15 protein-coding genes are annotated in these 22,494 nt (G+C 65.2%); 13 read left to right on the top strand and 2 right to left on the bottom strand.

Annotated elements, in window-relative coordinates; translation table 11 throughout:
* Positions 1 to 19 precede the first annotated feature (19 nt).
* The 9 genes from BSIN_RS03515 to ugpQ all read left to right on the top strand — a co-directional run bounded on the left by BSIN_RS03515 (position 20) and on the right by ugpQ (position 10,277).
* Complete coding sequence (locus BSIN_RS03515) at positions 20 to 1,714, top strand: type IV pilus secretin PilQ (protein WP_256583604.1); 1,695 nt, start codon at positions 20 to 22, stop codon at positions 1,712 to 1,714.
* 91 nt (positions 1,715 to 1,805) lie between these two features.
* A complete protein-coding gene (locus BSIN_RS03510; protein ID WP_059512456.1) occupies positions 1,806 to 2,372 on the top strand; it encodes a shikimate kinase in 567 nt (188 codons plus the stop codon).
* A gap of 184 nt (positions 2,373 to 2,556) precedes the next feature.
* Positions 2,557 to 3,636, top strand: coding sequence for a 3-dehydroquinate synthase (aroB, locus tag BSIN_RS03505; RefSeq protein WP_089339523.1), 1,080 nt, complete (start codon positions 2,557 to 2,559; stop codon positions 3,634 to 3,636).
* A 68-nt stretch (positions 3,637 to 3,704) separates the two neighbouring features.
* Positions 3,705 to 4,925, top strand: a complete 1,221-nt coding sequence (locus BSIN_RS03500; protein ID WP_369828123.1) for a deoxyguanosinetriphosphate triphosphohydrolase — start codon at positions 3,705 to 3,707, stop codon at positions 4,923 to 4,925.
* A 93-nt stretch (positions 4,926 to 5,018) separates the two neighbouring features.
* Entirely contained in the window at positions 5,019 to 6,350 is a 1,332-nt protein-coding gene (gene ugpB / locus BSIN_RS03495) for a sn-glycerol-3-phosphate ABC transporter substrate-binding protein UgpB (RefSeq protein ID WP_089339522.1), read from the top strand.
* A gap of 241 nt (positions 6,351 to 6,591) precedes the next feature.
* On the top strand, positions 6,592 to 7,476 hold the full coding sequence (gene ugpA, locus BSIN_RS03490) for a sn-glycerol-3-phosphate ABC transporter permease UgpA (protein WP_059512414.1): 885 nt from the start codon (positions 6,592 to 6,594) through the stop codon (positions 7,474 to 7,476).
* On the top strand, positions 7,473 to 8,318 hold the full coding sequence (gene ugpE, locus BSIN_RS03485; protein WP_089339521.1) for a sn-glycerol-3-phosphate ABC transporter permease UgpE: 846 nt from the start codon (positions 7,473 to 7,475) through the stop codon (positions 8,316 to 8,318). The genes ugpA and ugpE overlap by 4 nt, the downstream gene beginning before the upstream one ends.
* Positions 8,319 to 8,343: 25 nt before the next feature.
* Complete coding sequence (locus BSIN_RS03480) at positions 8,344 to 9,483, top strand: sn-glycerol-3-phosphate import ATP-binding protein UgpC (protein WP_089339520.1); 1,140 nt, start codon at positions 8,344 to 8,346, stop codon at positions 9,481 to 9,483.
* Positions 9,484 to 9,506: 23 nt separating this feature from the next.
* Complete coding sequence (gene ugpQ / locus BSIN_RS03475) at positions 9,507 to 10,277, top strand: glycerophosphodiester phosphodiesterase (protein WP_059512411.1); 771 nt, start codon at positions 9,507 to 9,509, stop codon at positions 10,275 to 10,277.
* Positions 10,278 to 10,426: 149 nt separating this feature from the next.
* Here ugpQ and BSIN_RS03470 read toward each other — a convergent pair whose 3' ends face one another.
* Positions 10,427 to 11,158, bottom strand: coding sequence for an OmpW/AlkL family protein (locus tag BSIN_RS03470; RefSeq protein WP_059512410.1), 732 nt, complete (start codon positions 11,156 to 11,158; stop codon positions 10,427 to 10,429).
* A 192-nt stretch (positions 11,159 to 11,350) separates the two neighbouring features.
* Between BSIN_RS03470 and BSIN_RS03465 the strand changes: the two genes are divergently transcribed.
* The 4 genes from BSIN_RS03465 (at position 11,351) to BSIN_RS03450 (ending at position 20,443) form a co-directional block, all read left to right on the top strand.
* A complete protein-coding gene (locus BSIN_RS03465; protein ID WP_059512409.1) occupies positions 11,351 to 12,061 on the top strand; it encodes a transposase in 711 nt (236 codons plus the stop codon).
* A gap of 296 nt (positions 12,062 to 12,357) precedes the next feature.
* Positions 12,358 to 17,061 (top strand): glutamate synthase-related protein, encoded by a 4,704-nt coding sequence (locus tag BSIN_RS03460; protein WP_059512408.1) that lies wholly within the window; start codon positions 12,358 to 12,360, stop codon positions 17,059 to 17,061.
* A gap of 117 nt (positions 17,062 to 17,178) precedes the next feature.
* On the top strand, positions 17,179 to 18,645 hold the full coding sequence (locus BSIN_RS03455) for a glutamate synthase subunit beta (RefSeq protein ID WP_089339519.1): 1,467 nt from the start codon (positions 17,179 to 17,181) through the stop codon (positions 18,643 to 18,645).
* 259 nt (positions 18,646 to 18,904) lie between these two features.
* Positions 18,905 to 20,443: an alanine/glycine:cation symporter family protein gene (locus BSIN_RS03450; protein WP_069233674.1), complete on the top strand. Its 1,539-nt coding sequence runs from the start codon at positions 18,905 to 18,907 to the stop codon at positions 20,441 to 20,443.
* Between the two features lie 91 nt (positions 20,444 to 20,534).
* Here BSIN_RS03450 and BSIN_RS03445 read toward each other — a convergent pair whose 3' ends face one another.
* Entirely contained in the window at positions 20,535 to 22,304 is a 1,770-nt protein-coding gene (locus BSIN_RS03445; protein WP_089339518.1) for an ABC transporter ATP-binding protein/permease, read from the bottom strand.
* Positions 22,305 to 22,494: the final 190 nt, after the last annotated feature.

Raw genomic sequence — 22,494 nt, 5'->3', positions numbered from 1 at the left:
CGCGTCGCCTTTGCCTTCGATGCCGCCGTTGCCCGCTGACCTTTCAACGGGCACGCATTGGACTGCCCCGGTTGGCGTGCCGGGGTTCGTGCCGCTGCCCGGGAAATTCGCGTGGCAGACCGCAAGCGCGGCGCGAGGCGCTTCGCTTCAGAGCATGCGCGACGACGGCGGCGCGGCGCATGGCGGGGGCGACGGCAGAAGCATTGGCGGCGTGGGCGAGGCCAGCGGCCCCGGGGAAGGTGCCGGCGAGCAGTATGGCGGCGCGGCGGGAGCATCCGGCAGCAGTGAGCACGCAGCCGATGCATCGGCTGAGTACTTATCGAGCGAAAGCCAGCCGGCGAGCGGCGCTTCATCGAGCGTGGCGCAACCAAGCCCTGCCCAAGCCGCAGGCGCGACGCTCGAAGGGCCGCCGATACCGCTCGCACCGGTGTTGCGCATGGGCGACACGCCGCTCGATCGGTCGGCGCCGGGCGACGCTGCCGCAACTGCACTCGCATCCGGCGATGACCGCCCGATCTCGCTCAACCTGCAACAAGCGAGTCTCGCTGCCGTTTTCGATGCATTCGCGCGCTTTACCGGTCTGAATATCATCGTCAGCGAACGGGTGCGGGGCACCGTATCGCTGCGTCTTGTGAACGTGCGTTGGCGCAGCGCATTCGATGCGCTGCTGGATGCGCACGGCCTCGCGATGGCCCGGCGCGGGCAGGTGATCTGGGTCGCGCCCATTGCCGAGCTTGCCGAACGGGAGCGCTTGCGTTTTGACGCCCACGCGCGTGCCGCCGAACTGGAGCCGCTCGAAAGCCGCAGTTTCGTGCTGCGCTACGCGCGCGCGGCCGACCTGCAGCGCTTGCTCACGGGCTCGGGCGGACAGCGCGTGTTGTCCAGGCGTGGTTCGCTACTGGCCGATCCGCGAACGAATCTGCTGTTCATCACCGATTTGCCGATGCGTGTCGCGCAACTTGCCGAGCTGATCGGCAAGCTCGACGCGCCGTCGAGGCAGGTGTTGATCGAAGCGCGGATCGTCGAAGGCGACCGGGGGTTTTCGCGCAATCTGGGAGCGCGTCTCGCATTACGGGCGACTGACGCTGGCGATCGGGCGACGGGCATCGTCGGTAACCGCGACGGCGGCACGTTGGCCGACTTGACGGCGCGGCCCGTCGGCGGTTTCGCCGCCGCGAGCGCCGGCCTCACGCTCTTTGCCGCACGGGCGAGCCGTTTGCTCGACGTCGAGTTGAGCGCGCTCGAATCCGAGGGGCGGGGCCAGATCGTATCGAGCCCGCGTGTCGTGACGGCCGATCGGACCCGGGCCGTCGTCGAGCAGGGCGCCGAACTCCCCTATCAGGCGAAGGTCGGGCAAGGCGTATCCGGCGTCCAGTTCCGGCGCGCGACGCTCAAGCTCGAGGTCGAGCCGCAGATCACGCCGGACGGGCGCGTGATCCTGGATCTCGACATCGCGAAGGACAGCGTCGGCGAGGACACCGCGTCAGGCCCTGCGATCAATACGAAGCATGTGCAGACGCGAGTCGAGGTCGAAAACGGTGGAACCGTATCGATCGGCGGGATTTACGCGAGCGACGACCGTGACGATGTGACTCGCGTGCCGCTCTTGGGCAAAATACCGGTGTTGGGGGCGTTGTTCCGGCATCGGGCGTTGCGCGCGCAGCGCAGCGAACTCGTCGTCTACATTACGCCGACCGTCGTGATCGGGCCCTGATGCGCCCGCGCATCGCGCGCAGCCAGGCTCGACAACGCAGGCGCTTTGCCAGTAAGCTGCGCCAGACTATTCATTGAAGCAGAGGAAGCCGTTGCAAGCGCGGGACTCAAACGTCAACGTATTTTTCGTCGGGCTCATGGGGGCAGGTAAAACCACCGTGGGCCGGGCGGTCGCGCGCCGGCTCGACAGGCCCTTCTTCGATTCGGATCACGAAATCGAGGCGCGCACCGGCGCACGCATTCCGGTTATCTTCGAACTCGAGGGCGAGGCTGGTTTTCGCGATCGAGAGGCGCAAACGATCGCCGAGCTCACGCAGCGCGAGAACGTCGTGATCGCGACGGGCGGCGGCGCGATCCTGCGTGCCGAAAACCGCGCGCTGCTGCATTCGCGCGGTCTCGTTGTCTATTTGCGCGCAAATCCGCACGATCTGTGGCTGCGCACGCGCAAAGACAAAAACCGCCCGCTACTGCAAACGGACGACCCCAGGGCCAAGCTCGAGGCGCTTTTCGAAGCGCGCGATCCGCTTTATCGCGAATGCGCGCATTTCGTTATCGAAACCGGCAGGCCGTCCGTCAACGGGCTCGTCAACATGGTGCTGATGCAGCTCGAAATGGCGGGCGTCGTCGCGAAGCCGATGCTCGGGTCTGTCGACAGATGAAGCGTGTGTGCGAATGCCCGGCGTTGCGTGCTGCGCAGCGAATACCGCTCGGGGCGTCTTCGAAGCGGGCCTTCTTTCGCGGAGCGGTTTTCCGAGCGTCGCCCAACGGAAATTCCCTGCAGGGAGCGGCGAGCGGCCGGCGTCGCGCTCACCCGTGCCCGTTTCATTTGTCAGCAGACTTCATATGATTACCGTCAACGTCGATCTGGGCGAGCGCGCCTATCCGATTCATATCGGCACCGGCCTCATCGGCCGCACCGAGCTTTATGCACCGCACCTCGCGGGTTCGTCCGTCACGATCGTCACGAACACGACCGTCGATCCGCTATATGGCGATACGTTGCGCGCGGCGCTCGCGCCGCTCGGCAAGCGCGTGTCGAGTGTCGCATTGCCCGATGGCGAAGCGTACAAGAACTGGGAAACGCTGAATTTGATCTTCGACGGCTTGCTCAGCGAGCGGGCGGATCGCAAGACGACGCTGATCGCCTTGGGCGGTGGCGTGATCGGCGACATGACGGGCTTTGCCGCCGCGTGCTATATGCGCGGCGTGCCTTTCATCCAGGTGCCGACGACGCTGCTGGCGCAGGTCGATTCATCGGTCGGCGGCAAGACGGGCATCAATCATCCGCTCGGCAAGAACATGATCGGCGCGTTTTATCAGCCGCAAGCGGTCATCTCCGACATCGGCGCGCTCGGCAGCCTGCCCGCTCGCGAGCTTGCGGCGGGCATTGCCGAGGTCATCAAGACGGGCGCGATCGCCGACGCGGCATTTTTCGACTGGATCGAGGCGAACATCGCCGCGCTGAACCGGCGCGATCCGCAGGCGCTCGCACACGCGGTCAAACGCTCGTGCGAGATCAAGGCGAGCGTGGTCGCGGCGGACGAGCGCGAGGGCGGCCTGCGCGCGATCCTCAATTTCGGCCATACGTTCGGGCATGCGATCGAGGCGGGCCTCGGCTATGGCGAATGGCTGCACGGCGAGGCGGTTGGCTGCGGGATGGTGATGGCGGCCGATCTGTCGGTGCGCGCAGGCCATCTCGATGACGCGTCGCGGGCGCGGCTTGCGAGGCTCGTCGAGGCCGCGCATCTGCCGACGCGGGCCCCCGATCTCGGCGACGACCGCTATGTCGAGCTGATGCGCGTCGACAAGAAGGCGGAAGCGGGCGCGATCAAGTTCGTCTTGCTCAAGCGCCTGGGCGAAGCGATCGTCACCGCGGCGCCGGACGATGCCGTTGCCGCGGCGCTTGCGGCCAGCATCCGGTAACGCGGCGCGGGCCGAGCCGGCGCCATTGACGTGGAGGACACGATACGGTGAGCGAAACATCCGGCAGCATTCCGGGCCAAGCGCGCGGCGATTCCCACGATGCGCGGCACGCACGCATAGGCGAGGCCGGCTGCGTGCCCGTCGCCGCGCCGACGACCGCCGCGCTCGAAGCGCATCTTGCGCCCTATGCGGCGCACGCGTCGCAGTCGCGCGGCCGGCGCCATCCCGAGCCTCCGCCTGCCGCGCGCACCGAATTCCAGCGCGATCGCGACCGCATCGTCCATTCCACCGCGTTCAGGCGTCTCGAATACAAGACGCAAGTGTTTGTGAACCACGAAGGCGACCTGTTCCGCACGCGGCTCACGCATAGCCTCGAAGTCGCGCAGATTGCCCGTTCGGTCGCGCGCAACCTGCGCCTGAACGAGGATCTTGTCGAAGCGATCTCGCTCGCGCACGATCTCGGCCATACGCCGTTCGGCCATGCGGGGCAGGACGCGCTCAACGCGTGCATGCGCGACTACGGCGGCTTCGAGCACAATTTGCAGAGCCTTGCCGTCGTCGACGAACTCGAAGAGCACTACGGCGCGTTCAACGGACTCAATTTATGCTTCGAGACGCGCGAAGGCATTTTGAAGCATTGTTCGCGCGACAACGCGCGCAAGCTCGGCGAACTTGGCGAGCGGTTCCTGCAAGGCCGTCAGCCGTCGCTCGAGGCGCAACTCGCGAACATCGCGGACGAGATCGCATACAACAATCACGACGTCGACGACGGTCTGCGCTCCGGCCTCATCACGATCGCGCAGCTCGCCGAACTCGAGCTATGGCAGAGCCATTACGCGGCGGCGCTTGCCGAGTATCCGCATCTCGAAGGCCGGCGCCTCGTTCACGAGACGGTGCGCCGGATCATCAATACGCTGATCGTCGATCTGATCGACGAGACGATGCGCAATCTCGCGCGCCATGCGCCCACCTCGCTTGACGACGTGCGCGCGGCGCCGCCCATCGTCGCGCATAGCGAGCGCATCGCTGCGCAGGCCGCGGCGCTCAAGCGCTTCCTGTTCAAGAACCTGTACCGCCACTATCGCGTGATGCGCATGGCGAGCAAGGCGCAGCGGATCATTACCGCGCTTTTCAACGCGTTCATCGGCGATCCGCGCCTGTTGCCGCCCGATTATCAGACGCCCGACACTGCGCGGCAGCCGCGTCTCGTCGCGCACTACATCGCCGGCATGACCGATCGCTTCGCGGTCAAAGAGCATCAACGCCTGTTTGTCATAGACGAAAACTAGACTGCCGGATTCGCCGCGTCCGGCGCCGGTGCAACGCACGCCGGGCTGGGCGGCGCGATTTTGCCCTCGTGGGGGAGTCAAGGAGAGAAGTCGATGAAATACAAGAACAAGAGGCTGGTTCGTTCGCTCGCGTGCGCCGCCGCGCTATGGTTCGGCGCGCAGCACGCCGCGTGCGCGGCAACCGAGATTCAGTTCTGGCACGCGATGGAGGCGGCGCTCGGCGAGCGCGTGAACGAGATCGCGGCGCAGTTCAACGCGTCGCAAGGCGATTACAAGATCGTGCCGGTCTACAAGGGGGCCTACGATCAGGCGCTCGCGGCGGGCATCGCCGCGTACCGCAGTGGCGACGCGCCGGCGATTCTCCAAGTGTACGAAGTCGGCACCGCGACGATGATGCAGGCGAAAAAGGCCGTGCTGCCGGTCTCCGACGTGTTCGCGCATGCGGGCGTGCCGCTCGACGAACAGGCTTTCGTGCCGACGATCGCGAGCTATTACAGCGACGCGAAGACGGGGCATCTCGTCTCGATGCCTTTCAACAGTTCGACCCCCGTGTTGTATTACAACAAGGATGCGTTCAAGAAAGCGGGACTCGATCCGAACCAGCCGCCGAAAACCTGGGCCGACGTGAGAGCCGACGCGCAAAAGCTGAAGAAAGCGGGCTACGTGTGCGGCTATACGACGGGCTGGCAGGGCTGGATCCAGCTCGAAAATTACAGCGCATGGCACGGGCTGCCGTTCGCGACGCGCAATAACGGCTTCGACGGCGCGGACGCCGCGCTTTCGTTCAACCAGCCGCAACAGGTCGCGCACATCCAGTTCCTGCAGGACATGGCGAAGGAAGGCACGTTCACGTACGTTGGCCGCAAGGACGAGGCAAGCGCGAAGTTCTACAGCGGCGACTGCGCGATCATGACCACGTCGTCGGGCGCGCTCGCGACGATCCGCAAATACGCGAAGTTCGATTTCGGCACTGGAATGATGCCGTATGACGCGAACGTGAAGGGCGCGCCGCAGAATGCGATCATCGGCGGCGCGAGCCTGTGGGTGCTGGCGGGCAAGGATGCGAACACGTACAAGGGCGTTGCGAAATTCCTGTCATACCTGCGCTCGCCGGCCGTCGCGGCGAAGTGGCACCAGGACACGGGCTATCTGCCGGTGACGACGGCCGCATACGATCTCACGCGCGAGCAGGGCTTCTACGCGAAGCATCCGGGCTCGGACACCGCGATCAGGCAGATGATGAACAAGCCGCCGCTGCCGTATACGAAGGGATTGCGGCTTGGCAACATGCCGCAGATCCGCACGATCGTCGACGAAGAGCTTGAGCAGGTGTGGGCACAGAAAAAGACGCCGAAAGCCGCGCTCGATTCGGCCGTGGCGCGCGGCGACGAACTGCTGCGCCGCTTCGAGAAATCGGGTAGCTGAGTGATCGGCCGCCGTGGTGCGCCGCGCGCGAAACGTGCTGTCGCCGGCGCGCGTGCGCGGTGCGCTTCGCCGCCGCTGTGGCTGCTGCGATGATGACGGCCGCTAAGCCCGCCCCCGTTGAAACCGCGATGACTACGCCCGCGTTCATGGCCACTGCCGCGCGGTGTCCGCCCAGCGGCAGCGACGGCAGCACCGCCGGCACGCGGCCGCTTTCCTCCCCTGCGCGTTCGATATCGATCCGATGACTTCCCGTTCCCATTTCGGCGCGAGTGTGCTGCCGTATCTGCTGGTCGCGCCGCAGCTCGCGATCACCGCGGTCTTTTTCGTCTGGCCGGCAGGCGTTGCGCTCTGGCAATCGACGCAAATGCAGGATGCGTTCGGCACGTCGAGCGAATTCGTCGGCTTGGGCAATTTCACGCGCCTCTTTGCCGATCCGCTCTATGTTGAATCGTTTAAGACGACGCTCGTGTTCAGCGCGTGCGTGACCGTGACCGGACTCGCCGTGGCGCTTGTGCTCGCCGCGTGCGCCGACCGGGTGGTGCGCGGCGCGCGCGCGTATCGCACGCTGCTGATCTGGCCGTATGCCGTCGCGCCGACGATCGCCGCCGTATTGTGGGCGTTCCTGTTCAATCCGAGCATCGGCGTGCTCACCTACGCGCTCGCGCGAGCCGGCATCGTCTGGAATCATGCGTTGAACGGCGAACAGGCGATGCTGCTCGTCGTGATCGCGTCGGTGTGGAAGCAGTTGAGCTACAACTTTCTGTTTTTCTATGCGGGCCTGCAGGCGATGCCGCGTTCGCTGATCGAGGCGGCGGCGATCGACGGCGCGGGCCCGGTACGGCGTTTCTTCGATATCGCGCTGCCGCTGTTGTCGCCGACGAGCTTCTTTCTGCTCGTCGTCAATCTCGTCTACGCGTTCTTCGATACGTTCCCGGTGATCGACGCCGCCACCGCGGGCGGTCCCGCGCAAAGCACGAAGACGCTGATCTACAAGATCTACGCGGAAGGGTTTCAGGGGCTCGATATCGGCAGCTCCGGCGCGCAGTCGGTCGTGCTGATGGCGATCGTCGTCGTGCTGACGGTGATCCAGTTCCGTTTCGTCGAGCGCAGGGTGCAATACGCATGATCGAGAATCGCAAGGGCTTCGACCTGTTCTGCCATGCGGTGCTGCTCGCGGGCGTCGTGGTGATCGTGTTTCCCGTGTACGTCGGCTTTTGCGCCGCGACGATGAGCGCGCGCGAGGTGTTCACTGTGCCGCTGTCGCTGGTGCCGAGCACGCATCTCTTCGAGAACGTCGCGGCCGTTTGGCGCCACGGCAGCGGCGCGATGACGACGCCGTTCGGCGTCGCGCTCGCCAACAGCGTGGTGATGGCGCTCGCGATCGCGGCGGGCAAGATCGCGGTGTCGATCCTGTCCGCTTACGCGATCGTCTATTTCCGCTTCCCGTTGCGCAATGCGGCGTTCTGGCTGATCTTCGTCACGCTGATGCTGCCCGTCGAGGTGCGCATCTTTCCGACCGTGCAGGTCGTCTCGACGCTGCATTTGACGAACAGCTACGCGGGGCTCGCGCTGCCGCTGATCGCGTCGGCAACCGCGACGTTCCTGTTCCGCCAGTTCTTTCTGACGCTGCCCGACGAGCTTGTCGATGCCGCCCGGATCGACGGCGCGGGGCCGCTGCGGTTTTTCTGGGACGTCGTGCTGCCGTTGTCGAGAACGAGCATCGCGGCGCTTTTCGTGATCACGTTCATCTACGGCTGGAACCAGTATCTATGGCCGATCCTGATCACGACCGACGCGTCGCTCGCAACGGCCGTCGTCGGCATCAAATCGATGATCGCGAGCGGCGACGCCGCGACCGAATGGCATCTCGTGATGGCCGCGACGCTCGTGGCGATGCTGCCGCCGCTCGCCGTCGTGCTCGCGATGCAGCGCTGGTTCGTGCGCGGGCTCGTCGATTCGGAAAAGTGACACGCAACCTGGAGGGTGTGAACGCATGGCCGCGCTGAGCTTGAAGGGCGTCAGGAAAACTTACGACGGCGCGCAATACGTGCTGCACGGCATCGACGTGGAGATCGGCGACGGCGAATTCGTCGTGCTCGTCGGGCCGTCCGGCTGCGGGAAATCGACGCTGCTGCGGATGATCGCGGGTCTGGAGACGGTGTCGGACGGCGAAATCGCGATCGGGGGCCGCGTGGTGAACGCGCTCGAGCCGAAGGATCGCGATATCGCGATGGTGTTTCAGAATTACGCGCTGTATCCGCACATGACGGTTGCGCAAAACATGGGCTACGGGCTGAAGATCCGCGGCGTCGCGCGTGCGCAGATCGACGCGCGCGTGTTGGCCGCCGCGCGGATTCTCGAACTCGAGCCGCTGCTGGCGAGGCGCCCGCGCGAGTTGTCGGGCGGGCAGCGGCAGCGCGTCGCGATGGGGCGGGCGATCGTCCGCGAGCCGGCGGTGTTTCTGTTCGACGAGCCGCTGTCGAATCTCGACGCGAAGCTGCGCGTGCAGATGCGCCTCGAAATCCAGCGGCTGCACGCGCGGCTCGCGACGACGAGCGTCTATGTGACGCACGACCAGATCGAGGCGATGACGCTCGCGCAGCGCGTGATCGTGATGAATCGAGGCCATGCGGAGCAAATCGGCTCACCCATCGACGTCTACGACAAGCCGGCGACCACATTCGTCGCGAGTTTCATCGGCTCGCCGGCGATGAATCTGTTGAACGGGCGGCTGTCGGAGGACGGCACGAAATTCGACGTCGCGGGCGGCGGCCCGAGCCTGCCGATTGTGGCCGACGCGCTCGGCGCGACCGGCAGCGGCCGGGCGGCAGCCGGCACGGGCACGGGCACGGCAGGCGCCGGTGTGGCGATCGCGCCAGGGCGTGAATGGATTCTCGGCGTGCGGCCGGAGCATATGGCGGTGTCGGAAGGCGTCGCGCACGCCACACTGAGCGTCGATTCGTGCGAGTTGCTCGGCGCGGACAATTTGGCGCACGGCCGCTGGGGCCCGCACGATGTTGCGGTACGCTTGCCGCATACGGCGCGCGTGGCGCGCGGCGAGACGCTGCCCGTCGCATTGCCCGCGCAGCATCTGCATTTCTTCGATCCGGCAACCGGCAAGCGGGCCGGCTGAGCGCTTCCAACGGGGTATGTCCGATGACCGTCCTGCAATCGTGGCCTTATCCGCGCGTGCTCGCGCATCGCGGCGGCGGCGCGCTCGCGCCGGAGAATACGTTGGCCGCGCTCGACACGGGCGCGCGCTACGGCCACACGATGGTCGAATTCGATGCGAAGCTGTGCGCCGACGGCGTGGCATTCCTGTTGCACGATGACACGGTCGAGCGCACGTCGAACGGCACGGGGCGGGCGGCGGATCTGCGCTACGCCGCGCTGGCCGCGCTCGATGCGGGAGCGTGGTTCGATGCCCGTTTCACGGGCGAGCGAATGCCGACGCTTGCCGAGGCGGCCGCCCGCTGCATCGAGCTGAGACTGGCCGTGAACATCGAGATCAAGCCTTGCGCGGGGCGCGACGTCGAGACGGGGCGCGTTGTCGCGCGCGAAGCGGCTGCGTACTGGCGCGGTGCGACGGTGCCGCCGCTGCTGTCGTCGTTTTCGGCCGATGCGCTCGATGCGGCGCGCGCCACGGCTCCCGATCTGCCGCGCGGCATGTTGTACGACGCGATTCCTGCCGATTGGCGTGACGAGACGCGCCGATTGGCTTGCGTGTCATTACACGCGCATCACTTGCAATTGACGCGGGAGATCGTGCGCGACGTGAAAGCGGCGGGGCTGCGCCTGCTCGCGTATACGGTCAATGACCTTGAGCGGGCGCGCGAGCTGGCTGAATGGGACGTGGATCTCATCTGCACGGACCGAATCGAGCTGATCCGTCCCGGTCTTGCCGGTCTGACCAGATTCGGCGGCTGACGGATGAAATAGGCGATTGCCCGCGCGGACGAACAAAAACGCTCCGGGAGCGAACTACCGGAGCAAGAGAAGATAGCTCCCGATCACGGTGGAAAAATTCCGCTACAAATTGCAGCGGAATTAACCATTCCCCAAATATTCGACTACGCTTAGAAGCGGTAGCCGAGCTGCAGATAGGTGACGATCGGATTCAGATTGATCTTTGCCTGCGACGTTTGCGTGAGCGTGCCGATCGGCGTCGGGCGTTGGGTCGTCAGCGTCGCCTTCACGCTAACCGGGATGTACGACAGCGACAGTCCGCCGAACCAATGCTTGGTGAAGTTATAGGTGAAGCCGACGTTGAGGACGGGCGCCCACTGGTTGGTGGTCGTCACGCTGGTCGGGCCGCCGAGCACCCCCCGCTCGAACGCGCTGTTGGTGATCTTCCCGCCGGTGAACCATACGTATGTGGCGCCGACGCCGACATACGGACGGAACTTCGCGTTCGCGTCGTTGAAGTAATACTTGAGAAGGAGCGCAGGGCTCCATTGGTATACATGGCCGAGCACACCGAACTGTTCGAACTGGCCTTTGCCGCTCAAATTGAACCTTGGCGGAATCCCGGCGACAAATTCAGTGACGATGTGATCGGTCCAGAAGTAGCCGGTGGCGAGACCGAGTGTATCTGCGTTGTCGACGCCGGCGCCGGTGTTGGGTTCAGTAAGGTTGACAGGCGTGCCGCCGACGCTCATGACCTTGAGTGGATCGCTGCTGTCTTGAGGGGCAAGATGGATCCAGCCTGTTGTGACGTAAAAGCTGCCGGCCGATTGCGCATGCGCGGCGGTTGCTGCGGCTGCGAAAACCAGCGCAATCGCTCCCGTAATGGCCATTTTTTGTTTCATCTGTAGTCCCCTCCGATTAAAAGGCGACCTCATTATGACTACGACGTTTCAAACAGAACAGAGTTGTAAGTTAGAAGTTTCTCCCTAAAATTCGCACGATCGTGCGCATTCCCGCGCCGCGGCGGGCGTTTACGCGGATGCACCAATGTGAGCCTTCGGGTATTTCCTAACGCGATCAAACGGACATTCAGCATGGCACGGCTAGCACGACTTTACGTTCCCGATCAGCCGCAGCACGTGATATTGCGCGGCCTCGATCAGCAACCGGCGTTCGTCGACGACCAGGATTACGAACTATTTATCGACTGTCTGAAGGCGGCGGCGCGCGATCATCACCTGGCGGTGCATGCGTATGTGCTGTTGCCGCGCCAGGTCCAACTGCTCGTGACACCCAGCGACGAGTCCAGCCTGCCGAAGGCGATGCAGGCGGTCGGCCGGCGCTACGTCGCACATTTCAATCGGCGCTATTCGCGGCGCGGCACCCTCTGGGAAGGGCGCTATCGCGCAACGGTGATCGAGGGCGAGCGCTATTTTCTGCTGGCGAGCCGCGTCGTCGAGCTGAGCCCGGTACGCGCGCAGCTCGTGACGAGCGCCGACGCGTACCGCTGGTCCAGCTATCGGCATCACATCGGACTGACCGTCGACAGCCTGATCACCGACCATCCGCTCTACTGGGCGCTCGGCAACACGCCGTTCGAGCGTCAGCGCGCGTACAAGGAGCTGTGCGAGCAGCCGCTCGACGAGCGCCAGGCCGATCAACTCCAGCAGGCGACCCTCAAGGGCTGGGTGCTCGGCGGCGAGACTTACCGCGAATGGGCGGCGCGCACCGCGAACCGACGCGTGTCGCCGCTGCCGCGCGGGCGGCCTCGAAAGGTGCGGGAGAATACGCCGCCTGTCCAGTAACCGTAGCCGGCGGGCGGTCAATGAGCGGCAGGCAAGGATGCCGCTCAAATTTTTGCCCCATTTTGATGCATCCCCAATAAAAACGAATGATCGCGCACCAACTTGATAATTGGGGTCAAATAATCGGAATTTATTTGCTATTCCATTGATTCGTCGCGTATATTCCGAATTCCGGTGGTCCCGGACACACCCGCTCCTGCCCCGGCCGGCCACGTCGCGATCCACACGAAGGGGGACGACGGGCGATCAAGCAAAATGGTTAAACGGCCGCGAGGCCCCTTTCGAACGGTGTCCCCATGAACGACCATCAAGAGCCGACGAGCGCGCGTGCCGCCGCGCAAGGTCTCTACGATCCGCAAAACGAGCACGACGCGTGCGGCGTCGGCTTTGTCGCGCATATCAAGGGCAAGAAGAGTCACGAGATCATCGAGCAGGGGCTCAAGATTCTCGAGAATCTCGATCACCGCGGCGCGGTCGGCGCCGATCCGCTGATGGGCGACGGCGCGGGCATCCTGATCCAGATTCCGGATGCGTTCTATCGCGCGGAGATGGCGCGGCAGGGCGTGACGCTGCCGCCCACCGGCGAATACGGTGTCGGGATGATCTTTTTGCCGAAGGAGAACGCGTCGCGGCTCGCGTGCGAGCAGGAGCTTGAGCGCACGGTGAAGGCCGAAGGCCAGGTGGTGCTCGGCTGGCGCGACGTGCCGGTCGATCATTCGATGCCGATCTCGCCCGCGGTGAAAGCGACCGAACCCGTGATTCGCCAGATCTTCATCGGCCGCGGCAAGGACGTGATGGTCACGGACGCGCTCGAGCGCAAGCTCTACGTGATCCGCAAGACCGCGAGCCACCGCATCCAGGCGCTCAAGCTCAAGCACGGCAAGGAATACTTCGTGCCGTCGATGTCGGCGCGCACGATCGTCTATAAGGGACTGCTGCTCGCCGACCAGGTCGGCGTCTACTACCGCGATTTGCAGGACGAGCGCGTCGTGTCGGCGCTCGCGCTCGTGCACCAGCGTTTCTCGACGAATACGTTCCCCGCGTGGGAACTTGCTCACCCGTACCGGCTGATCGCGCACAACGGCGAGATCAACACGGTCAAGGGCAACGTGAATTGGCTGAACGCACGCACCGGCGCGATCGCGAGCCACGTGCTCGGCGACGATCTGCCCAAGCTCTGGCCGCTGATCTATCCGGGCCAGTCGGATACCGCGTCGTTCGACAACTGCCTCGAGCTGCTCGTGATGGCGGGCTATCCGCTCGCGCATGCGGTGATGATGATGATTCCGGAGGCGTGGGAGCAGCACACGCTGATGGACGACAACCGCCGCGCGTTTTACGAATACCACGCGGCGATGATGGAGCCGTGGGACGGCCCGGCCGCGATCGCGTTCACCGACGGCCGTCAGATCGGCGCGACGCTCGATCGCAACGGGTTGCGCCCGGCGCGCTACATCATTACCGACGACGATTTCGTGATCATGGCGTCGGAAGCGGGCGTGCTGCCGATTCCCGAATCGAAGATCGTCAAGAAGTGGCGTCTGCAGCCGGGCAAGATGTTCCTGATCGACATGGAGCACGGCCGGATCATCGACGACAAGGAACTGAAGGACAACCTCGCGAACGCCAAGCCGTACAAGAGCTGGATCGATGCGGTGCGCATCAAGCTCGACGAGATCGAGCCGCAGGACGACGACGTCGCGGCCGAGCGCGGCGCGGCGGCGGCGCTGCTCGATCGCCAGCAGGCGTTCGGCTACACGCAGGAGGACGTCAAGTTCCTGATGGCGCCGATGGCGCAGCAGGGCGAGGAGGCGGTCGGCTCGATGGGCAACGATTCGCCGCTCGCGGTGATGTCGAACAAGAACAAGACGCTCTATCACTACTTCAAGCAACTGTTCGCGCAGGTGACGAACCCGCCGATCGATCCGATCCGCGAGAACATGGTGATGTCGCTCGTGTCGTTCATCGGGCCCAAGCCGAATCTGCTCGACACGAACAACATCAATCCGCCGATGCGCCTCGAAGTGTCGCAGCCGGTGCTCGACTTCAAGGACATCGCGAAGATCCGCTCGATCGAGCGTTACACGGGCGGCAAGTTCAGCGCCTATGAGCTGAACATCTGCTATCCGGTCGCGTGGGGCAAGGAAGGGATCGAGGCGCGGCTCGCGTCGCTGTGCGCAGAGGCCGTCGACGCGGTGAAGTCGGGCTACAACATTCTGATCGTGTCCGATCGCAAGCTGGACGCCGAGCACGTCGCGATTCCCGCGCTGCTCGCGACCTCGGCGATCCACACGCATCTCGTCCGGCAGGGGCTGCGCACGAGCACCGGGCTGGTGGTCGAGACGGGCTCCGCGCGCGAGACGCACCATTTCGCGCTGCTCGCGGGCTACGGCGCGGAAGCCGTGCATCCGTATCTCGCGATGGAGACGCTCGCGCAGATGGCCGACGGGCTGCCGGGCGACCTGTCGCCGGACAAGGCGATCTACAACTTCACGAAGGCGATCGGCAAGGGGCTGCAGAAGGTGATGTCGAAGATGGGCATCTCCACGTACATGTCGTACACCGGCGCGCAGATTTTCGAGGCGCTCGGCCTTTCGAGCGATCTGGTCGAGAAGTACTTCAAGGGCACGGCGTCGAAGGTCGGCGGCATTGGCCTGTTCGAAGTGGCCGAAGAAGCGATCCGCCTGCATCGCGACGCGTTCGGCGACAATCCGCTGCTGGCCGACATGCTCGATGCGGGCGGCGAATATGCGTTCCGCGTGCGCGGCGAAGACCACATGTGGACGCCCGACACGATCGCCAAGCTCCAGCATTCGACGCGCAGCAATTCGTATCAGACGTATAAGGAATACGCGAATCTGATCAACGATCAGACCAAGCGCCACATGACGCTGCGCGGCCTGTTCGAATTCAAGGTCGATCCGGCGAAGGCGATTCCGATCGACGAGGTCGAGCCGGCCAAGGAGATCGTCAAGCGTTTCGCGACGGGCGCGATGTCGCTCGGCTCGATCAGCACCGAGGCGCACACGACGCTCGCGATCGCGATGAACCGGATCGGCGGCAAGTCGAACACCGGCGAGGGCGGCGAGGACGAAAACCGTTACCGCAACGAGTTGCGCGGCATCCCGATCAAGGCCGGCGACACGCTGAAATCGGTGATCGGCGACGAGATCGTGCGCGACATCGCGCTCAAGGAAGGCGATTCGCTGCGCTCGAAGATCAAGCAGGTCGCGTCGGGCCGCTTCGGCGTGACGGCCGAGTATCTCGCGTCGGCGGACCAGATCCAGATCAAGATGGCGCAGGGCGCGAAGCCGGGCGAGGGCGGCCAATTGCCGGGCCACAAGGTGTCCGAGTACATCGGCAAGCTGCGTTACTCGGTGCCGGGCGTGGGCCTCATCTCGCCGCCGCCGCACCACGACATCTATTCGATCGAGGATCTCGCGCAACTGATCCACGACCTGAAGAACGTCAACCCGGCGGCGAGCATCTCGGTGAAGCTCGTATCGGAGGTGGGCGTGGGCACGGTCGCGGCGGGCGTCGCGAAGGCGAAGGCCGATCACGTGGTGATCGCCGGCCATGACGGCGGCACGGGCGCATCGCCGCTGTCGTCGGTCAAGCACGCGGGCACGCCGTGGGAACTCGGCCTTGCCGAGACGCAGCAGACGCTCGTGCTGAACCGGCTGCGCGGGCGCATCCGCGTGCAGGCCGACGGCCAGATGAAGACCGGCCGCGATATCGTGATCGGCGCGCTGCTCGGCGCGGACGAGTTCGGCTTTGCGACGGCGCCGCTCGTCGTCGAGGGCTGCATCATGATGCGCAAGTGCCACCTGAACACGTGCCCGGTCGGCGTCGCAACGCAAGACCCGGTGCTGCGCGCGAAATTCTCGGGCCAGCCCGAGCACGTCGTCAATTATTTCTTCTTCGTCGCCGAGGAAGCGCGCGAGCTGATGGCGCAACTCGGCATCGCGAAGTTCGACGATCTGATCGGCCGAGCGGATCTGCTCGACATGCGCAAGGGCATCGAGCACTGGAAGGCGAAGGGGCTCGACTTCTCGCGCGTGTTCCATCAGCCCGAAGGCTGTGAAGGCGTGGCGCGCCGCCACGTCGACACGCAGGATCACGGCCTCGAGCGCGCGCTCGATCACACGCTGATCGAAAAGGCGAAGGCCGCGATCGAGAAGGGCGAGCACGTGTCGTTCATCCAGCCGGTGCGCAACGTGAACCGCACGGTCGGCGCGATGCTCTCGGGCGTGATCGCGAAGCGGCACGGCCACGACGGCCTGGCCGACGACGCGGTGCATATCCAGTTGAAGGGCACGGCCGGCCAGAGCTTCGGCGCATTCCTCGCTCGGGGCGTGACGCTCGATCTCGTCGGCGACGGCAACGACTACGTCGGCAAGGGGTTGTCGGGCGGCCGGATCATCATCCGCCCGACCAATGATTTTCGCGGCAAGTCCGAGGAAAACATCATCTGCGGCAATACGGTGATGTACGGCGCGCTCGAAGGCGAGGCGTTCTTCCGCGGCGTCGCGGGCGAGCGCTTCTGCGTGCGCAACTCGGGCGCGACGGCGGTGGTCGAGGGCACGGGCGACCACGGTTGCGAATACATGACGGGCGGCACGGTCGTCGTGCTCGGCGAGACGGGGCGCAATTTCGCGGCCGGCATGTCGGGCGGCGTCGCGTATGTGTACGACCCGGACGGCACGTTCGCGACCAAATGCAACAAGGCGATGGTCGCGCTCGATCCGGTGCTGCCGCAGGCCGAGCAGGAGCGAACCGTCGATCCCGCGCTCTGGCATGCGGGCGTGGCGGACGAAGCGTTGCTCAAGGGGTTGGTCGAGCGTCACTTCCAGTTCACCGGTTCGCCGCGCGCGAAATCGATGCTGGAGAGCTGGGACGCTGCGCGCCGCCAATTCGTGAAAGTGTTCCCGCACGAATACAAGCGCGCGCTCGGCGAAATCGGCGCGAAGAAGAAGGCGGGCGAGGTGCTCGCCGCCTGACGCGGCCCGGTGCGGCCCGGCCGGGCGCCGGGCGGCTCGACGACTTGGTGACCGCGCCTGCCTGAGCGGCGGGCGCGGTCACCGTTACCGATCACAATCGATTCAGAAGAGAACCCCATGGGCAAGATCACCGGTTTTCTGGAGTACGAACGCCGTCACGAGGCGTATGAAGCGCCGCTCACGCGCGTCAAGCATTACAAGGAATTCGTCGCCGCGCTCGCCGATGACGATGCGAAGATCCAGGGCGCGCGCTGCATGGATTGCGGGATTCCGTTCTGCAATAACGGCTGTCCGGTCAACAACATCATTCCGGACTTCAACGATCTCGTTTACCGGCAGGACTGGCGGCACGCGATCGACGTGCTGCACTCGACGAACAACTTTCCCGAGTTCACGGGCCGCATCTGCCCCGCGCCGTGCGAGGCGGCGTGCACGCTCGGCATCAATGACGATCCCGTCGGCATCAAGTCGATCGAGCACGCGATCATCGACAAGGCATGGGCGCAGGGCTGGGTTCAGCCGCAGCCCCCCAAGCACAAGACGGGCAGGAAGGTTGCGATCGTCGGCTCCGGTCCCGCAGGCTTGGCGGCTGCGCAGCAACTCGCGCGCGCCGGTCACGACGTGACGGTGTTCGAGAAGAACGACCGGATCGGCGGCCTGTTGCGCTACGGCATTCCCGACTTCAAGCTCGAAAAGTGGCTGATCGACCGCCGGATGCGCCAGATGGAAGCAGAAGGCGTGACGTTCCGCACCGGCGTGTTCGTCGGCCGCGAGCCGTTGCCCGAGACGATCGGCAATGCGGCGCAGCAAACCGTGTCGCCCGATACGCTGAAGGACGAATTCGACGCGGTCGTGATCGCGGGCGGCTCGGAGACGCCGCGCGATCTGCCGGTGCCGGGGCGCGAGCTTGCGGGCATCCATTTCGCGATGGAATTCCTGCCGCAACAAAACAAGGTCAACGCGGGCGACAAGGTTGTCGACCAGCTCACCGCGAAGGGCAAGCACGTCGTCGTGATCGGCGGCGGCGATACGGGCTCCGATTGCGTCGGCACGTCGAACCGGCACGGCGCGAAGCACGTCACGCAGTTCGAGTTGCTGCCGCAGCCGCCTGAGCTGGAGAACAAGCCGCTCGTGTGGCCGTATTGGCCGATCAAGCTGCGCACGTCGTCGTCGCACGAGGAGGGCTGCGAACGCGATTGGGCAGTCGCGACGAAGCGTTTCGAGGGCAAGAACGGCAAGGTCGAGAAGCTGATCGCGGCGCGCGTCGAATGGAAGGACGGCAAGATGCAGGAAGTGCCGGGCTCCGAATTCGAGATCAAGGCCGATTTGGTGCTGCTCGCGATGGGCTTTACGCAACCGGCCGCGCCCGTGCTGGACGCGTTCGGCGTCGCGAAGGATGCGCGCGGCAACGCGCGTGCGGGCACCGAAGGCGATCGCGCGTATTACACGTCGGTCGACAAGGTGTTTGCCGCGGGCGACATGCGCCGGGGCCAATCGCTCGTGGTTTGGGCGATCCGCGAAGGCCGCCAGTGCGCGCGGTCGGTTGATGCGTATTTGATGGGGCATTCGGAGCTGCCGCGCTGATCGACGCGGCGGCATCGCGGGCGTGTGAGAGCCGGGCGTCTCTGCGGGGACGCCCGGTTTTTTTGCGCCCGCCGTGGCGTGCGCCGGCAGGTGGCGGCCGCGCGCATCGTCCGCCGGCGCGCGTGACGGCGATTTCTTTCGTTTTCCATCCAAATCTTTCTATTTCGTAATATTCAGGCCAACTTGTCATATCATGACGCGCTTCGGCCGGCTTCCGGTCGGGTAAGCAATGGTTTGACCCCAACAAGGAGGCCGACGAATGGACGGTATGGTGGGCACGTTGATCAACGGGATCAACGGCATTCTCTGGAGCTACGTGCTGATCGCGCTGCTGCTGGGCGCAGGCGCATGGTTCACGCTGCGCTTCGGGATGATTCAGTTACGCGCGTTGCTGCTCAGCATGCGTGTGGTCGGCAGCAAGGGCGAGCCGGGCAGCATTTCGTCGTTTCAGGCGTTCGCCACCGGGCTGGCGAGCCGTGTGGGCACCGGCAATATCGCGGGCGTGGCGGTGGCGCTGACGCTCGGCGGCCCCGGCGCGATTTTCTGGATGTGGGTGACTGCGCTGATCGGGATGTCGTCGGCGTTCGTCGAAGCCACGCTCGCGCAAATCTTCAAGGTGTCTCACCATGACGGCACCTATCGCGGCGGCCCGGCGTACTACATCCAGATCGGGCTGCGCTCGCGCGGCCTGGGCGTGCTGTTTTCGCTGTCGCTGGTGCTTGCGTTCGGCTTCGTGTTCAACGCGGTGCAGGCGAACGCGATCGCCGACGCGTTCCATACGTCGTTCGGCTTCAGCCGCGCGGCGGTCGGTCTCGGGCTCGTGGCGCTGACGGCGCCGATCATCTTCGGCGGCATCCGCCGGATCGCGCACGTCGCGCAGGTGATCGTGCCCGTCATGGCGATCGGCTATCTTGCGCTCGCCGTCTACGCGGTCGCCACGCACGTCGCGCTCGTGCCGCAGATGATCGCGCTGATCGTGAAAAGCGCGTTCGGTTTCGAGCAGGCGACGGGCGGCCTCGCGGGCTACGCGGTGAGCCAGGCGGTCGCGATCGGGGTGAAGCGCGGCCTGTTTTCGAACGAAGCGGGGATGGGCAGCGCGCCGAATGCGGCGGCAACCGCGAGCACGCGGCATCCGGTCACGCAGGGGCTGATCCAGATGCTCGGCGTATTCGTCGATACGATCGTGATTTGCAGCGCGACCGCGTTCGTGATCCTGCTGTCCGGTCAGTACGTGCCGGGTTCGTCGATGGAGGGCGCGGCGCTCACGCAGCGCGCGATCTCGAGCCACGTCGGCGATTGGGGCGGCATCTACATGGCGGTGGCGATCTTTTTCCTTGCGTTCTCGTCGGTGATCGGCAATTACGCGTATGCGGAAGGCAACGTCGAATTCGTCGCGCAGCGGCGCGGCGTGTTGGCGGTGTTTCGCGTCGCGGTGCTCGCGATGGTGATGTTCGGCAGCGTCGGCGAACTGCCGCTGGTGTGGGCGATGGCCGATACCAGCATGGGCATCATGGCGCTGATCAACCTGCTCGCGATTCTCGCGCTCGGCAAGTACGCGCTTGCCGCGTGGCGCGATTATCAGCGGCAGCGGGCGGCGGGCGTGGCCGAGCCGGTTTTCACGCGCAAGACGATTCCCGCGCTCGAACACGTGCTGCCCAACGACGTTTGGGGCGAGCACGGGCCATTGCCCCGGGGCGGGCGGCCCGCCGACGATTCCGCGGCCGGACGCGGTGCCAACGCGCATGCGCACGGCGCGCAGCGGGCCGTCGGGCCGTTCGGCTCCGGCTCCGCGCGTTGACGGTGGCGGCCGGCTGCGCCGCTTCGTCACGCCTTCGCATCGCGTCGTCTCGGCAACGCATCGACGATGCGGCGCGCGCCGCGACGGATTTTCAAGCCGCCGCGCGCGTATCGTCGCGGCGTATATCGAGCGTTTGCCGATGGAATACCGCGAGCGACTTGCGATGCGCGATGCTGACGATTGCCGCGTTCGGCAGCCGCTCGTTGAAAAGCCGGTATAGGCGTTCTTCGTTGTCGTCGTCGAGCGCGCTCGTGGCTTCGTCGAGGAACAGATAGTCAGGCTGGTGCAGCAGCACCCGCGCGCCCGCGAGACGCTGCTGCTCGCCCGGCGACAACATGCGCGTCCAGTGACCGGTTTCCTCGAGGCGCGCCGCGTAGCCGGCGAGGCCGCACGTGGCGAGCGCGTCGCGGCACGCGTCGTCGCTGAACGCATCGGCGGCCGACGGGTAGGCGAGCGCCGCCTTCAGCGTGCCGATCGGCAAATAGCTTTGCTGCGGCACGAACATCATCCGCGCGCCGACGGGCGCGTCGATTGCGCCGTCGCCGAATGGCCAGAGGCCCGCGAGCGCGCGCATCAGCGTGCTTTTGCCGGAGCCGGACGGCCCACGCACGAGCCAGCGCGAGCCGGGCTCGATCGTCACGCTGCCGATCGACGCGAGCGGCGTGCCGTCCGGCAGCGCGAGCTTGAGGTGCGCCGTCGTCAACGCGTTCGCGTCGACGTAATGCAGATTGATGCCGCCGTGCTCGGTGGCGGGGGACAGCGATTCCTTCAGATGCGACGCATCCATCACCCGCTTGAACTCGCTCAGACGATTGACGGTTGCCCGCCATTCGGCGAGCGTGCCGTAATTGGCGATGAACCACGAGAACGAGTCGCTGACGTTGCCGAATGCGTCGACGATGCGCATCACCACGCCGAACGAGAACGCGCCGGCGAAATAGCGGGGCGCCGCGACCGCGATCGGAAAGATCAGCGCGATCTGTCCATAGACACTTGATACGAACGTCAAACGCTTCGTGTACTGCATCACGCGCCACCAGTTGTCGCGAATCCGCTGAAAGAGGTTTTGCGCGTGCGCGGCTTCGGTTGGCTCGCCGTTGTAGAACGCGATCTGCTCGGTGTTCTCGCGGATGCGGATCAGGCCGAAGCGGAAATCCGCCTCGACGCGTTGCTGCTGGTAGTTGATCGACACGAGCGGATGGCCGAACCGGTGTATCACGTAAGAGCCGGCGATTGCGTAAATCAGCGCCGCCCACACCATGTAGTTCGGGATGGTGATCACATGACCGTTGAACGAGAACGTGGCCGCGCCCGCGATCGTCTTCAGCACGGTGATGAACGTGATCAGCGTGACGACCGTCGACAGAAGGCCGAGCGACAGCGACAGCGTCGTCGATGCGAGCGCTTGCAAATCGTCGGCGATCCGCTGGTCCGGGTTGTCCGCGAGGCGGTCGCGCTCGATGCGGTAGAAATTGCGCTCGCCGAGCCAGTCGCGCAGATAGCGCGACGTCAGCCACTGGCGCCAGCGAAAACCGAGCATCTGGCGCAGATAGAGGCTGTAGACGGTGAGAATCACGTAGCCGAACGCCAGCGCCGTGAATGTGCCCAGCAGACGGGGGAAGTCGTGCACGTCCTTCGATTGCAGCGCATCGTAGAACGTGGTGTTCCATGCGTTGATCCGCACGTTGATCCAGACGATCGTCAGGTTGATCGCGATGATCGTGATGAGCAGCCCCCACGCCGTCTTCCATTCGTCGCTGACCCAATAGGGCTTGATGAGACTCCAGGCGGAAATCTTGCCGTGTCCGTCCGGTGACGGATGGGCCGGATGCGAGACGGCGGACGAGGGTGGCTGAGTCATGTGCTTCCTGATCGGACGTTGCTGGCGTCGCGGCGCACGGCTTGCGACTACTGTTGGCGTGCGGCGAATTCTGTCGGCGGCGTCTTAAACGGCGCTTAATCTCAAACGGCGCGCGATGATGCGTGAGCCGGGCGATGCCCGCCGGTGCCCGATGCCGCTCGATGCGCGCGGTGCCGATCGCGCCGGCCCG

Source organism: Burkholderia singularis (assembly GCF_900176645.1).
Taxonomy (GTDB): Bacteria; Pseudomonadota; Gammaproteobacteria; order Burkholderiales; family Burkholderiaceae; genus Burkholderia; species Burkholderia singularis.
Note: the sequence above shows the minus strand (reverse complement) of the source record. Positions and strands in the feature narration are given on the sequence as shown.

What these genes read in the sequence shown, in the direction of transcription:
- BSIN_RS03515 (WP_256583604.1), top strand. Translation starts at nt 20, where the DNA reads ATGCCGCCGTTGCCCGCTGACCTTTCAACGGGCACGCATTGGACTGCC.
- aroB (WP_089339523.1), top strand. Translation starts at nt 2,557, where the DNA reads ATGATTACCGTCAACGTCGATCTGGGCGAGCGCGCCTATCCGATTCAT.
- ugpB (WP_089339522.1), top strand. Translation starts at nt 5,019, where the DNA reads ATGAAATACAAGAACAAGAGGCTGGTTCGTTCGCTCGCGTGCGCCGCC.
- ugpA (WP_059512414.1), top strand. Translation starts at nt 6,592, where the DNA reads ATGACTTCCCGTTCCCATTTCGGCGCGAGTGTGCTGCCGTATCTGCTG.
- ugpE (WP_089339521.1), top strand. Translation starts at nt 7,473, where the DNA reads ATGATCGAGAATCGCAAGGGCTTCGACCTGTTCTGCCATGCGGTGCTG.
- BSIN_RS03480 (WP_089339520.1), top strand. Translation starts at nt 8,344, where the DNA reads ATGGCCGCGCTGAGCTTGAAGGGCGTCAGGAAAACTTACGACGGCGCG.
- ugpQ (WP_059512411.1), top strand. Translation starts at nt 9,507, where the DNA reads ATGACCGTCCTGCAATCGTGGCCTTATCCGCGCGTGCTCGCGCATCGC.
- BSIN_RS03470 (WP_059512410.1), bottom strand. Translation starts at nt 11,158, where the DNA reads ATGAAACAAAAAATGGCCATTACGGGAGCGATTGCGCTGGTTTTCGCA.
- BSIN_RS03465 (WP_059512409.1), top strand. Translation starts at nt 11,351, where the DNA reads ATGGCACGGCTAGCACGACTTTACGTTCCCGATCAGCCGCAGCACGTG.
- BSIN_RS03460 (WP_059512408.1), top strand. Translation starts at nt 12,358, where the DNA reads ATGAACGACCATCAAGAGCCGACGAGCGCGCGTGCCGCCGCGCAAGGT.
- BSIN_RS03455 (WP_089339519.1), top strand. Translation starts at nt 17,179, where the DNA reads ATGGGCAAGATCACCGGTTTTCTGGAGTACGAACGCCGTCACGAGGCG.
- BSIN_RS03450 (WP_069233674.1), top strand. Translation starts at nt 18,905, where the DNA reads ATGGACGGTATGGTGGGCACGTTGATCAACGGGATCAACGGCATTCTC.
- BSIN_RS03445 (WP_089339518.1), bottom strand. Translation starts at nt 22,304, where the DNA reads ATGACTCAGCCACCCTCGTCCGCCGTCTCGCATCCGGCCCATCCGTCA.